Source organism: Bifidobacterium sp. UMB1197, from assembly GCF_030217745.1.
GTDB lineage: Bacteria > Actinomycetota > Actinomycetes > Actinomycetales > Bifidobacteriaceae > Bifidobacterium > Bifidobacterium vaginale_B.
Genome location: NZ_JASOOL010000003.1, coordinates 1 through 13618, shown reverse-complemented (window position 1 = coordinate 13618; position 13618 = coordinate 1). Strand labels below are relative to the sequence as shown.

Below are 13618 nucleotides of genomic sequence, written 5' to 3'. Positions count from 1 at the left end.
AGCCTACTGAGCAGACTCAGCAGCCGTCTCTTGAGCTACTTCTTGAGCTGCTTCAGCGCGCGCTTGGTCTTCGGACTCACCTTCCGCAACCTTTTCAGCTGCAGCAGCATCTTGTGCAAACAAGGTTTCTACTGGAACACCAAGCTTCTTAGCTTTATGCAACTGCCTTCCAAGCAAGGAATTTCGGTAGGAATAGCCAAAGTACACGGTAAAGCCAATTGCAAGCCAGATTGCAAAGCGAATCCATGTAAGCACAGAAAGGTTTAGCATAAGCCAGAACGTAGAAAGCGCTGCGAAAATAGGCAAAATTGGATTCCATGGAACCATAAAGGATCGATGCAAATCAGGCCTACGCATACGCATAATCGGAACGCCTGCAGAAACAAGCAAGAACGCCGAAAGCGTACCAATATTCACCATATCGGAAAGGATTCCAATATCTAATGTAGAAGCGATTATTGCTACAACAATGCCAGAAACAATCTGAATACGTGCAGGAATTCCTCGCTTGCTAACCTTAGAGAAGCTGCGTGGAAGCAAGCCATCGCGGCTAACAGCAAACACAATACGTGTAAGACCCAAAAGAAGAACCATAACAACAGTTGTTAAGCCGATTACAATACCAAGGGAAATAATCTTTGCAGCCCAAGTTGCTCCTACAAGCTCAAAGCTAGTAGAAAGCGAAGGAGCCTCTTGCTTAGCCAAATCCTTGTAAGAAACCATACCAGTTGTAACAACAGCCACAAGAATGTAAAGAACGGTCACAATCAAAAGACCAAGACCAATACCCTTAGGAATGTTCTTGTGTGGGTCTTTAGTTTCTTCTGCTGTAGTTGCAACAACGTCGAATCCAATAAACGCAAAGAACACAAGAGCCGCGCCAGAAAGAATACCCGTAACGCCGTAAACAGCTGGCTGCATACCAGTAAGCCACTGCCAAAGCGGCTGGCTCATCGTGCCAGAAACGTGGATTCCCTTAACGCTAGCAACATCTGTTGCAGGTGGAACGAATGGAGTGAAGTTAGAAGCCTTAATGTAGAAGAATCCAACAACAACAACGAACAGAACAATGCCAATCTTCAAGATTGTTAAAGCACCGTCAAAACGTGCAGAAAGCTTTGTTCCAACAACAAGCATAATCGTAAAGAACGCAACAATAGCTACTGGAGCAAGATCAAAAGTAAAACCGCCAAGATTTACCGAAGTAGATACGTTAAGTCCAAACAAGTGCATTAAATCGTTAAGATAAACGCCCCAATATTTGGCTATAACAGATCCTGCCATAAGCATTTCCAGAATCATATCCCAGCCAATAATCCAAGCAATAAGCTCGCCGACTGTTGTGTACGTAAAGGTGTATGCAGATCCTGCAACAGGAATCATAGAAGCGAACTCCGCATAGCACATTGCAGCCGTTCCACAAACGATTCCAGCAATAATAAAGCTAATAATAACCGCTGGTCCCGCATGGAATGCAGCAGCCTGAGCACCAACGGAGAAGATTCCAGCGCCAACAGCAACTGCTACACCCATAACCGCAAGATCCCAAGCATTTAGCGTGCGCTTAAGATGGCGATCACCATCCATTGTTTCTGCAATAGTCTGTTCAACAGACTTTTTTCTCCATATTTGCATAATCCAACCTTCTCTAAAAGTACGTCTAAACAATCCATATAAGGGTATATATGTTATAAATCGCAAAAAATACGGTTCAACACACATTAAGTGCTATCAAACAATAATTTTTACGATATTAAAAGAGCATAGTACTGTGTGCAGCGGAAAATCACAACACAAATCGCAATTTATTATGTTAAATTATGCTAAATTTTTGTTAACAGTTGTCTTAACGGTTTACACTAACGCCAATTAAAACAGGTTCTGGAATAAGTTTTACGCCAAAGGAATCGTAAACTCCATCTATGATTTTGCGCGCCAAATCAACAATATCCGCGCACTTTGCATAACTACGATTAGTCAGCGCTAAAGTGTGCAAAGAAGACAATCCAGCTTTACTTTTTTCTCCATCACCTTGCGTAAGGCTAAATCCCTTGTGGAATCCAGCATGGTCAATAAGCCAAGCCGCAGAAGTCTTAACTCCTTTAGAGCCATCTGGCAAAGTGGCGTCAAATCGCGGAGCATCTTCTGGCAGCAAATCTGCCTGAGATTTAGTCAAAATCGGATTCATAAAGAAACTTCCGCAACTATGGCGATCAGCATACTTAGAATCGCCTTCTTGCAAATCTCCAGCAACATAATCTTCGTTTTGAAGCCTAATCGAAGACTCAACACCGTTTTCGCTTTTTGCGTAGCACATCCACTTATTTGCGTAGCGCATGGCATCTTCAAGCATGCCTTTAGACGCTCTAACGCGCAAAACTTCGCGACGAATCTTAGATGTTTCCATGCTATCTCCAACTTGCACGCCAAGCGCGTGAGCAAGCTGCGAATGAGCCACAACACCTGTTTTTGAATGCTTTAAGCAAAAAGTGACAGATAAAACAACATAGCGAGGCGTTGGAAAGAAGCAATCCGCAGCAACACCAGGCGCTTTATACATGCTTTGTTTAAGAACAGACGTGCGGTAGCCAAATTTAAGATCTGCAAGATTCATATAAAAAGTTGTTTTATCTTTACGATCCCAAACCTCTACAGATTCAACGCTTTGCGCCACTTCCGCACCGTATGCGCCAATGTTTTGCACCACGGATGCACCAACCGTTCCAGGAATGCCAGATAGCGCTTCTACGCCTTGCAAACCAAGATTAATGGTGTGGCACACAAAATCATCCCAATTGCAGCCAGCTTCCGCACTAACGTGCACTAAAAAATCTCCACTGTTTTTATCAACACCGTCTTCGCCAGGAGCCGCCTCGTCTAAAACACAAATCTCGCGCCGAGCATCGCGTACAACAACGCCGTTAAACGGCTCATCTCCCACAAGCATGTTAGACCCGCCGCCAACAACGCAAAGCGGCAATCCAGCGCAATCAGCGTCTTCTACAGCCTCAATAACAGCAACTCTGCTGCTTGGCTCTACAAAACGCGCAATAGAACCACCAACGCCAATTGTTGTAATATCTGCAAAAGTTGGATTATCAGATTCCAATAAGGATGATTGCATACTCATACTGCTAATCCTAACAGCACTAAATAACAAAAAACCCCGCAAAACGCGGGGTAATAAAGCTCAAAACTTCGCCAAAGTTCACGCTTTTAGCGAGTCTCGCGATGGAGAGTGTGCTTGCCGCAGCGTGGGCAGAACTTGCTCAACTCAAGGCGATCAGGCGTATTACGACGATTCTTCGTCGTGATGTAATTACGCTCCTTGCACTCCGTGCATGCAAGCGTAATGCCTGGACGGATGTCTGCGCTCTTACTTGCCATTTTGTTCACCTCTAGAATATTGTATGTTGACCAACTCCTGCTGGCCATTGTAGCGAGGAAGAGACTCGAACTCTTGACCTTACGATTATGAGTCGTACGCTCTAGCCAGCTGAGCTACCCCGCCAGAGAGCCTCGAGTGAGAATTGGACTCACGACCTCTTCCTTACCAAGGAAGTGCTCTACCACTGAGCTATCGAGGCGTGGCGGGTAGTGGATTTGAACCACTGAAGCACGAAGCAACTGATTTACAGTCAGTCCCATTTGGCCGCTCTGGTAACCCGCCAACGTTTCCGCGCGGAGAAGAATATCTCCAAACGGCAACTTTGTTATTTTGCCACGAACGCGCGACTAATGCAAGCTTAAGACACGCCGAAGGTAAAAATCGCATCTAAATGCGGCCAAAAATACAACGATTTATCAACGATTTATCAACGATTTATCTTCTATTTATCTTCTATTTAAACGAAAATCCGTCTTTCTTTAACGCCTCGCACACTTTAAGCACGCGGTCATTTGCCTCAGTCTCCGCAATCGTAATGCGAATTCCTTCGCCAGCAAACGCGCGAACAGAAAGACCAGCCTCAACAAAACGCTGATTTGCGCTCTCGGTATCTTCGCCAAATGGCATCCAGAAGAAGTTTGCGTATGGATCAGCAATATTCCACCCCTGCGCGCGCAAACCGCTTACAACGCGATTACGCTCCTCAACAAGAGCGTCTACACGGTTGTGCATTTCTACAATCGCTTGAGGCTCCAAAGAAGCAAGAGCCGCCACTTGCGCGATTTGACTTACGCCAAATGGAACAGCCACTTTTCGCATACCCTCTACGACTTGCGCATTTGCAATAGCGTAGCCAATGCGCAAACCAGCCAATCCGTAGGCCTTAGAGAAGGTTTGTGCAACAACAACGTTTGGATATTCTCGGTAAAGCTCAATGCCATCCGCCGTACCCTTTGCGTTGTTAAACTGCACATAGGCTTCGTCAATAAGCACCAAAACGTCGCTAGGAACAGCATCCAACACTCTTCTAGCTTCTTCGTTTGAAAGCGCTGCAGACGTTGGATTGTTTGGATTGTTTAAAATAACAAGACGCGTGCGCTCATTAATCGCAGCAATCATTGCGTCCACATCGTGCGAACCGTCTGCTCGATTAGGGATTTTAACGCTTGTAGCGCCAGCACCCGTAACAATAATTGGGTACGCTTCAAAGCTTCTCCACGGGTATATAACCTCGTCTCCAGGACCTGCAACAAGGTTTACAAGCTGGGTAATAACCTCTGTAGAGCCACATCCAAGAACAACTTCGTCTGGAGTAACGCTAAACTTCTTAGCCAGCTCTTGCACAACCTCAGTTCCGCGCATATTTGGGTAACGATTAATAACCCCAAGTGCGCGGCTAGAAATGGTGTTTTTTACGCTTTCTAGCGGCTCGAATGGATTTTCGTTGCTGGAGATTTTGTATGCACGAACGCCGTCTAGCGCGGGCGCTGGTTTGCCCTGCTTGTAATTTGGCAAAGTATCTAGAATACTGCGGTGTTTATAACTCATGATTTTATAATAGTCGCATCTTAAACAAAAACGCTGAAAACAGCGGCAAGCCGTCATTTTCAGCGTTAAATAAATCTAAGTAATCTAAATAGATTTGATTAATCAGGCGATTGACCTAGCGATTAACCTAACGATTAATCAGAATCAGCCAAGGATTGCAAGAACGTCACGAGACGAAACAATCAAGTAATCCTCGCCTTCGTAATGAACTTCTGTGCCACCATACTTGGAGTAAAGAATCTTGTCTCCAGGCTTAACATCCATAGGAATACGCTCGCCCTTATCGTCTCGGCGGCCTGGGCCTACAGCCAAAACCTCGCCCTGCTGTGGCTTTTCTTTAGCGTTATCTGGAATGTACAAGCCAGAAGCGGTTTGGGTTTCTGCCTGAGCTTGCTTAACAATAATCTTATCTTCCAAAGGTGTGAGCTTAATCGACACTTCGGTACCTCTTTCTAGAGAAATGTAACCTTTGCGCGAATAATGTTGACGAGGCTGACGATCACGTCAAAACTATCGAGCACTGAACCTTATAATAGCGCGTTTTTAGCACTCTACCAACTAGAGTGCTAAAATTTTAGAAAATTTTTACAAACTTTAAGCTGCGCGACGAGCCAAAACGTCCCTTAAATCGGCCTTACCAAGCGAATCTTTGGTGCTAACTGGAGGCTCTACAACAACTTTAGAAACTTCAGAGACTTTAGACACGTCAGAGACTTCAGCAACTTTGCTCGAATCGTTTGCAGGAATCGCCTTAGCAACTTGCTTAGTGGACTTTATTTCTAAGCTTTGTGGGTCTGCATTCTTGCTATTTGCGTTGGAATCGCGGTAATCAGAGCCAAACGAGAACGAGATAAGATCTTGATTAGAATTGCCACTGGCAGCAATATTGGCTACATCTTTTCTATTTGCTTCAGACAAAGCCATGCTTATATCGCGCTGCTGCATAACAGACGTCTCAGTATTGTCTGGATTACTGCCTGGATTTGCGCAAACATCTTCGGCGTTTTCGGCACTTTCAACAACGGAGTTTACTGTTGCGTCAAAAATTGGCTCTACAACAGAATCTTTAAACGCAGAAGAATGCTTTCTGTACACTGCAACCTTGGCTTCCCAAAGGCGAGCATGCTTAGCAGCCATGGATCCAAAGTAAAGAACCGTGCAAAGCGCAGCAAAAGGAATAACGGCAAACCATGCACTATAAATCCCCACAAGACCTGCCGCAAACACAACAAGAGTTAAAACCGCCAGCGAAAGAACTAAAATACGGCGACGGCGGATTGCTGCACGGCGAAGCGCACGAATACGAGCAACATGCTCAGGAGTAAAAATGCCATTAAAAGTGCCATTAGACTGCGCGGCACCCTTACGGTTATTTGCTTTTGCGCCATTACTTCTGGCCTTGCCATTATTAGGCTTTGCATTCGCTTGCATCTTCGACGGCTGCATGCCAACCCCTTTCACCATCGTGCCGCTGCACGCGTGGAACAGTGATTCACTGCGATAATCCACAATGTGCAACGAAGGTGAATACCTATCTTCGCTATGTTCCAACATTGACTTCATGCTGTTAACGGTGCGCTTAGGTAACCAACCAAACATTAAGGCTACGATGATGATTAATACTATTAGCGCGCTCACCGATTCATAACCCATACGTACAAATATAAAATGCCTTAAGGATGTAAAGGCCAAAAAATAAGTCGGCGTGTCGGATTTTTTGCAATTGTTTCGCAGAATTTTACAAACAAAAGCGCATACGGGCTTTACACTTAGCTGCTTTAATGCGGCGATATTATGAGCTAGGATATGTGATGGAATTATAGATTGGAGGAACCGTTGCCTACTTATCATTACCGTTGCAAGCAATGCGGATATGATTTTTCACAGCATCAATCGTTTGAAGATGAGCCAATTACCGTGTGCCCAAAGTGCGGAAAACAAGAAGTTCGTAAGGTTTTTAGCGCACCACCAATCAACTTTAAGGGTAGTGGATTCTATCGCACCGATAAATAGAGTTCAAATAGAAAATTAAAATCTGTGCATATGTTCATAAGTAAAAAAGTATGACGTTACTTATGTGTGTATGTGAATAAGTCGAAGTTTTAAGACGCCATTTATGTGCTTATGTGCATAAATGGCAATTAAGACTAATCAAGAATGTTTATATGTGCGCAAAATCCGCATTTTCACTAGCCTTTAACCACATTGCATAAAAAAGCTTGCGCAAAAGTTCTGCTTAATGAATGATGCTTATATGCAAACATCATTTTTACTAAAAACAGTTGGCTCCAAAGGCAGCAACAAGGAGCCAGTAGAGCTTTTAAAACGCAGGCAAAAGGCGCAAACCTTAAACCTGCTTTCAATATTTTTTATAAGCGTTGCAACGCTGTTTTCAATACACATGGTTTCAGCGTTTACGGCTACTCAAAGTGTGCCTGTGGCCATTAGAAACATAGCAAAAGGCAGCGTTATTAAGCAAAGTGACCTGCATTATGTTAGCGTGCCTAAAAGCAGCGTTTTTAACAATGTTCTTAACTACGATTCTGTAAACAATTCCGCTAAAAACGCGTATGTTGCCGCATGCAACATTAAATACGGAACGCCAATTTTTAGCAATCAAGTCACAAAGCAAACAAAGATTCCTCCTGGTTTTACAACCATTTCGGTTAATCTTGCAAGCAGTAGCACAAGCCTTGCTTCGGGAGACGTTATTTCTATAGCGTTTAGCAAAGTTCCAAACGATTCAAACGCGGCCAGTCACTCCGCAAACCCCGCAGCACAGCTAGAAACGTCTAGCGATGCAGGGCAGCCAAATAACCTGGATTTTAACAACAAAAACGTTGAGGTTATTCACAACGTGATTGTTGTTAAGGTAAATAGTTCGGCGCAAAACACACTACTTGCAATGCCAGCGCAAAACGCGTTGAAAATCATAAACACGCAGGCGATTATTCCAAACCTTGCGGTTATAGCTGTGCAAAATTAGTGAGCAATACCTGCTTATCTTCCGCGTTCGCTAAAAACCGCCCAATGTGGAGGAAGCTCGCCAAGAATGCGATTATCGTCGTCTTTTGCACGCTGTTCAATCGTCTGAGCATCGCCTGGCTCTTGTTTTACGCCATCTGCGTCAAAAAGCTCCGAGCCTTTACGAACCACGCGAAAATGACCCCTAGAACATCTGCGATTAGCGTTGTAACCGCTCACTGCTGCTCGCCACTCCCGTAAAGTTCGCCGATTCTAGAAACAATGCGCTCAACTTCTTTTTCGGGATTAACAAACGCTCCAACACTCCAAACGTTCATAACCGACCAACCAAGATACTCCAAATCTTGAGCAAACATGCGATTTCGTTCGCGAGTGGACTCAATGCTCATAAAACGCACGTCGTCGGTTAGAACAGCCAAAGCAAACGGCTTATCTGGTAAACCAACAACAAGAGGAATACTATGATCTGGGTTAAAACCGTAATTTACCGCCACTTTAAGGCCGCGAGCGCGAATTCGCTCTGCCAAGTCGGCAAACAAAACGTTGTTAAAGCCGTTTGCGGAAAAATCGCCAGCCGCTTGCGATTGTTTAGCTTCGCCCGCGTCAGCAGAATCGGCGGAATCGGCGGAATCGCCAGCAACTGCTGCATTTTCAGCATTTGCCGCATTTTCAGCATTCTCAGCATCTGCTGGATCCACTGGATTATCCTCCAAATTCTCCGCCCAAGTGAGCAAATCCTTAAGCAGCTTAGGCCCGTCTTGATGCAAACGATCATCTTCCATATCGCTAGACTTAAACGCGCAAACAATATCCAAGTTTCTGCGAGCCAAGGCCAAGGAATCAAGAAGCATAAACTTTCCGCCTTCTTCTTCCAAAACGCCAAACTGCTGCAAAAGCCTGCCGTGCGAAGTCTTTGCGTAGCACAGCGAAAGAATAACATCCGTTGCAGCAGCTCCAACGGCCTCGTTTACGCTTACAAGTCGAACATGTCTAAGGAACCTACCCATGTTTTCGTCTTTAACAGCCAAAGCCTTAAGCTCCGCGCCAAGCCTGTTTCTAAACACGCTTGTAAGAGTCACAACGGCAAGAACGTAGCTAGAAGGAACAACGCTAAATGTTTTAGCGCGCTGCTTAATCAAAGACACAACCTCGTCAATCTCGCGCTGGCTGCTTTCAATAAGCCCCGTTGCCATAACAGGAACCCCAGCGGCTTCCACCTGATGGAGCTTAACTCTGCCTTGCATTCTTTCTACAGGAACATCGTGCCTAAGCAAGCCGTAGCCGTGATTTTCAAGGAATTCAGCAAGATACGTGGACCGCCTGGTTGCTCGCGACTTAACGCAAACAGTAGGCAAAACGCTAATAAGGTCGCCCACGCTTTGTGAGCTAACCGTTTGCTTGTGCGCAATAACAACAACTTGGCGTGCGCGCGCAAGAACGCTAAGCAGCTCAATGTTGTTAATATGCTCCGCCGAATCAACAATTACAACGTCTACAATCGGCTTAAACTCAGTCATCATAGTTAAGGTAGACGGCATTGCAACCAGAATCGGCTTAGCAGCAAGCAGCAAATCTGGGTAGGAGTTCATCAACTTAGCAAAAGTAACACCCGACCCATTGCTTGCAAGCGCAGTGTGAAGCTGGTTTGCTTCTTGAGAACGCGCAAAAAGCAAATCGCAAAGCTTTTTAAGTGCTTCTTGTTGAACCATTGGCCCTACGGAACGCACGTGCTCTGTGTCTACCTGAACAAAACGATCGGAAGCATCTTGCAACGCAGAACCGTCTTGGTTAGATATAATCTCGGAAGAATTAACAATATCTTCAAAAACGGTAGTCCACCAAGCAAGATGAAGCTCGCCATCTAAGGCCTGACCCGTAACTTTACGCCTACGCAAATCGCAAACAAGGTCTTCTAAGCCCATGCCACGCAAATCACGCTCAATAATGCACCTTCCTGGAAGCGTATCTAAGGATTCGCGACTATCATGCAAGGCTTGCAAGCGTTCGTCCAGCTTAGCAAACTCAATGTTTTCAAGGTCTGCACCAAGTCGCGTTGTGGAAAGAACTGCGTTAAGAGCTACAAGATTACGGTCTAAAAGCTCCTGCGTGCTAACGATTTCGTCTAGTTTAGGAGGCAATACTGGCCAACCGCCATGAGGCACGAAAGTACGCCATTGAGACGCTTGCGCAGCAACAATCTTTAACGCTTCGTGAAGGTCGTCTACCTTTGCGCCAACACGCAAAAGACTACGCGCTTCTTTAATGTGATGCCTGCGCTCCCAAAAGCCCATTGGCGAGCCTTCGCGCTTTCTAATGGCCTTCGGTTTGCTTGCCTCAATCATTGCGCTAAGATCGCGCTCAAAAATGTCTGGCTGGAAAACGTCTAAAACGCGGCGAAGATTCTTTAAAACCGTAACCTGCCTGCCCCATTCGCGCGCCGTAGAAGGAATAGGGAAACCGCATTTTTGCACGGTTGACTTAACCTGTTCGCGAGCAGCTGGCAAAAGCTTTGTAAGAACGTCTACAATACGCTGATACACAGCTACGGCCTCGTTTTCGCTAAACAACGAGGCGCCAAACCACGGCGTATCTTCAGCATTGGTGGTAAATTCGCCAAGAGAATCTGCCTCGTGCAGCTTTTGCGCCCACTCGTCTAAATGGCCAGAAAGCGAGCGCGCAGCGTCTACACTAAGACGCACGTGCGTGCATGGATGCGTAGGGAGCATGGCGATTCCTGCAAGATTTTGCATTGTCTGGTATGCAGAAACACCCCAGCGCTCGTTTACTCCATGTAAATCACCCAAGTAGCGGTTTAATCGCGTTTTAACGCCAACAAGCTCGTCGCAAACCTGCTCAAAACGGCTAGAAGCAACGCTTTGGCGAGAGCCAACGGCCGCTATAAGCTGCGAATCAACATGCTTTGCAAGATGCGAATCCGAAACGTCTAGCGAAAGCGAAGAAATCTCGTTTGCACTGAGCGCGTGACGGAATCGGCGCTGCTGCTCCATAACGTTTGGAACGTACAAAACGGATTTTCCTGCAAGAACGCAGCGCGAAGAAATTGCAGCCGCAATTAGCGCGGAGTCACACCCAGCGTCTGCATCTATAGCCAAAGAAGCGCCATTTGCCGCCATTCCTGCAGCATATCGCACAGCGTTATTAACATCGCCAACTTCGTATTCATGGTGTGGGTCAACGTCTAGCGGCGAGTAGTCGGGAGCGGTTTTTGCAGCAAGCACCTCAACGGCAGTGCTATTTCCCGCAATCGCGTCAATCATTGTATTTCCAACATTCCCCAGCTTAAGCGCGTGCAGAATCTGGCCGCTTTCTGCCAAGAATCTAGATCCCGAATCTGTAAAGCAACCGAGCACAATATCTCGCTCAATGTCAAAATCTGGGAAGACTCTTTGAGCCGCAGCACAAATCACATCGAAAACTGCGGATGTTTCTGGTGTGCCGCTCTGGTAGTTTGCACCATCAAAAAGCGCGTCTTCGCTAAGGTTTATGCCTCTTTCTTGCAATCTAATAACAAGAGCGTGGTTTAGGCGAACGTTTCCCGAAAAGTAAATCGTTGCAGCCGTCTCGTCTTTTCCAGCTTCTCGCAAAACGCGTACCGGGTATGTTAAAACTGGCACATGATTTCCGCTCCAAGACGCAACTCCAACAACAAGCGAAAGCTCCGAAACGCCATTTTCGTGCGCTTTGTTGTCTCTGTCTTCAAAAACTCTGTCTAGCCTTCTACCTGCCGCGCGTAGCATTCCCGAATCGCGGAAAAGCGCTTGAAGAGTAGCCTTTCCACTGGCAAAAAGCTGGGCGATTCCCGAAGGATGTGCGTGAGTCAACTCCAGTTGCGCACAAAGCTTTGTAATGTCTTCCAACGGCGAAGGAGCAAGCTGCGACTTGTAATTTTCATACCATTTGTTCATGCGCTCGAGTTTTTCGGCGCGCAAAGTTTCGGCAGATTGGCGCGATTCAGCCTGGGCTGGCTGGTTTGATTGGGCTGGCTCAGCAATTGGCTCAGCACTTAGCTGGTCTGAAAGATTTTGTGCGCTTTGCGTACTTTGCATAAAGTCGTTCTTATTATCGCTCATACTACTCAACTCCCTTGTTTACAAGCCGATTGCATTGCGATACGCGCTGTATCCGCTATTTTGCGCCAACGCTTGATCCACGTCTGCGTTCCCCTGCGCCGAAAGCCACGCGTACAAATCGTCGTACAAATTTGTGTTCATTGCCAAGAATGGCAGCAACTCCTGGTACTTTGCCATCTCAAATTGCTCGGCAAAATCGGCGGTTTTCTGCGCTTCTTCCGATGTAAATCCTCCAGCAGAAACCACTTCTTTGCGCGCGCTAAATTCGCCATTAGAAACTTTTTCAAACACGGATCCTGGCTCAAAAGCTGGTGTAAATTGTGCAGAATCATCGGCGATTATGGAGCTGGCATCGCTTGCGTTATTAACAGACTGAACTGCCTCCAGCGCCTGATTAACCTGATTTTGCGCCTCTTGAGCCGCTTCCAAAGCTTTATCAACCTCAATCTGGGCAGCATCTTGAGCCGCTTCTTGAGAGTCTAACTTGGCATCTAGCTGCGTGTCTAACTGCGATGCTTCAGCGTTGCTGTTTGCATCCAAGTTATTTGCAGCATCGCTATTTGCAGCATCGTTATAAGATACATCGTTAGCCGCATTATTATCAGACGCATCATTCACAGCGTCATTATTCGCAGCATCGTCAAACAAATTACGCGGTTCCACAGGCGATTCAAACTCATCTCGAACAACAGGCAAAACAACCTGACCCGCAATAACAGGCTTAATTTGCTCCGCAACGCTTTCTGCAACAGTTGCAGCATCCGCAACACCAGCAGCAGCATCATCAGCAACAGCAGCATCAGCAACAGCACCAGCAACAGCACCAGAATCCGCCGCCGAAGTACTGCCAAGATCATCCGCAGCCGCCGCATCATTAAGCCGCTTCTGTCTATCCCAAACCAAATCAGGCCGCGAAACCGACTGCGCATGGAACACGCCTGTTGGCTCCCCTGCGCGAATGTCAAGAATGTCATCTACCGACAAATCCGCCGCATCTGGCTCCTTAATCGCATTGTCTGGCGCATAAGAGAACAAATCGCGCACTGGCTGCGCACCCGCATCGCCCCCCTGCGGCGCCTTTTCTTCAATGCGCACAAAATCAACTGGAACGTCGCCAAATTGCATGCGAACAATGCTGTCTGGCATGTGGAAATCAACGCCTGGGTCTAGTCGCAGCAAATCGCCGCTTTCGTTAACCAAGTAAGTTCCGTTTGTAGAGTTTAAATCGCGAATTGTAGCCGCGCCGTTTGCGTCCACAATCAAAAGCGCATGCCTCTTAGACATGGAGCGCTTATTGTCTACAACGTCTACGCGCATAAAACCGTCTTCGCGCAAAGGGCGTATAGGCTTCCTGCCAATTTCTACAGACTCACCCGCGCCAACGCGTGCCTGCTCCACTCCACCTACCGTAATCATCCAGCGCTGCAAGGTTTGTTGAACACTCACGGAACCTGCTCCCTTCAAAAAACACACTACACACTATTGTGTCATGCTTTGTGTATATTGCGCTAATGGCGATTGCGCAATCTTTCCCGACTTTGTACGTGATTTAGGCCAAATATGGTACAAAATGCGTCGACTATTTCCGCTTTTTGTACGTGATTTG

General features: G+C 46.4%; 11 protein-coding genes and 3 tRNA genes. 2 read left to right on the top strand and 12 right to left on the bottom strand.

All coding sequences use genetic code 11. From position 1 onward, the window contains the following. Positions 1-3: 3 nt before the first annotated feature. The 9 genes from QP420_RS02580 to QP420_RS02540 form a co-directional block, all read right to left on the bottom strand. Positions 4-1635, bottom strand: a complete 1632-nt coding sequence (locus QP420_RS02580; protein WP_481616472.1) for an APC family permease — start codon at positions 1633-1635, stop codon at positions 4-6. A gap of 211 nt (positions 1636-1846) precedes the next feature. Beyond that, the gene (locus tag QP420_RS02575; protein ID WP_481616471.1) at positions 1847-3130 is read right to left on the bottom strand and encodes an FAD-binding protein; all 1284 of its coding nucleotides are present in this window, start codon (positions 3128-3130) and stop codon (positions 1847-1849) included. A gap of 86 nt (positions 3131-3216) precedes the next feature. Next, positions 3217-3387, bottom strand: a complete 171-nt coding sequence (gene rpmG, locus QP420_RS02570) for a 50S ribosomal protein L33 (protein ID WP_004114322.1) — start codon at positions 3385-3387, stop codon at positions 3217-3219. A gap of 50 nt (positions 3388-3437) precedes the next feature. After that, a tRNA-Met gene (locus QP420_RS02565) sits at positions 3438-3511 on the bottom strand. Positions 3512-3515: 4 nt separating this feature from the next. Then, a tRNA-Thr gene (locus QP420_RS02560) sits at positions 3516-3587 on the bottom strand. Position 3588: 1 nt separating this feature from the next. Continuing rightward, positions 3589-3670, bottom strand: a tRNA-Tyr gene (locus tag QP420_RS02555). Positions 3671-3841: 171 nt separating this feature from the next. After that, positions 3842-4936: a histidinol-phosphate transaminase gene (gene hisC, locus QP420_RS02550; protein ID WP_481616470.1), complete on the bottom strand. Its 1095-nt coding sequence runs from the start codon at positions 4934-4936 to the stop codon at positions 3842-3844. A gap of 144 nt (positions 4937-5080) precedes the next feature. Then, positions 5081-5374 carry a co-chaperone GroES gene (gene groES, locus QP420_RS02545; RefSeq protein ID WP_004131681.1) on the bottom strand — a complete coding sequence of 98 codons (294 nt, stop codon included), beginning with the start codon at positions 5372-5374 and terminating at the stop codon, positions 5081-5083. A 156-nt stretch (positions 5375-5530) separates the two neighbouring features. Beyond that, positions 5531-6535 (bottom strand): hypothetical protein, encoded by a 1005-nt coding sequence (locus QP420_RS02540; protein ID WP_481616469.1) that lies wholly within the window; start codon positions 6533-6535, stop codon positions 5531-5533. Positions 6536-6772: 237 nt separating this feature from the next. Between QP420_RS02540 and QP420_RS02535 the strand changes: the two genes are divergently transcribed. After that, a complete protein-coding gene (locus QP420_RS02535) occupies positions 6773-6949 on the top strand; it encodes an FmdB family zinc ribbon protein (protein WP_016636054.1) in 177 nt (58 codons plus the stop codon). A gap of 241 nt (positions 6950-7190) precedes the next feature. Continuing rightward, the gene (locus QP420_RS02530) at positions 7191-7922 is read left to right on the top strand and encodes a hypothetical protein (protein WP_481616468.1); all 732 of its coding nucleotides are present in this window, start codon (positions 7191-7193) and stop codon (positions 7920-7922) included. A 14-nt stretch (positions 7923-7936) separates the two neighbouring features. Here the strand turns inward: QP420_RS02530 and QP420_RS02525 are convergent, their stop codons facing one another. The 3 genes from QP420_RS02525 to QP420_RS02515 are packed head-to-tail and all read right to left on the bottom strand — an operon-like array spanning position 7937 to position 13458. After that, the gene (locus tag QP420_RS02525; protein ID WP_060786818.1) at positions 7937-8140 is read right to left on the bottom strand and encodes a hypothetical protein; all 204 of its coding nucleotides are present in this window, start codon (positions 8138-8140) and stop codon (positions 7937-7939) included. After that, complete coding sequence (locus tag QP420_RS02520) at positions 8137-12012, bottom strand: helicase (protein WP_481616467.1); 3876 nt, start codon at positions 12010-12012, stop codon at positions 8137-8139. Before QP420_RS02520 ends, QP420_RS02525 begins: the two co-directional genes overlap by 4 nt. 18 nt (positions 12013-12030) lie before the next feature. Next, on the bottom strand, positions 12031-13458 hold the full coding sequence (locus tag QP420_RS02515) for an FHA domain-containing protein (RefSeq protein WP_481616466.1): 1428 nt from the start codon (positions 13456-13458) through the stop codon (positions 12031-12033). Between the last annotated feature and the right edge of the window lie 160 nt (positions 13459-13618).

Excerpts from the sequence above, each read along its gene's own strand:
- QP420_RS02575 (WP_481616471.1), bottom strand. The coding sequence starts at position 3,130 with ATGAGTATGCAATCATCCTTATTGGAATCTGATAATCCAACTTTTGCA.
- QP420_RS02580 (WP_481616472.1), bottom strand. The coding sequence starts at position 1,635 with ATGCAAATATGGAGAAAAAAGTCTGTTGAACAGACTATTGCAGAAACA.
- hisC (WP_481616470.1), bottom strand. The coding sequence starts at position 4,936 with ATGAGTTATAAACACCGCAGTATTCTAGATACTTTGCCAAATTACAAG.
- QP420_RS02530 (WP_481616468.1), top strand. The coding sequence starts at position 7,191 with ATGCAAACATCATTTTTACTAAAAACAGTTGGCTCCAAAGGCAGCAAC.
- QP420_RS02520 (WP_481616467.1), bottom strand. The coding sequence starts at position 12,012 with ATGAGCGATAATAAGAACGACTTTATGCAAAGTACGCAAAGCGCACAA.
- rpmG (WP_004114322.1), bottom strand. The coding sequence starts at position 3,387 with ATGGCAAGTAAGAGCGCAGACATCCGTCCAGGCATTACGCTTGCATGC.
- QP420_RS02540 (WP_481616469.1), bottom strand. The coding sequence starts at position 6,535 with ATGTTTGGTTGGTTACCTAAGCGCACCGTTAACAGCATGAAGTCAATG.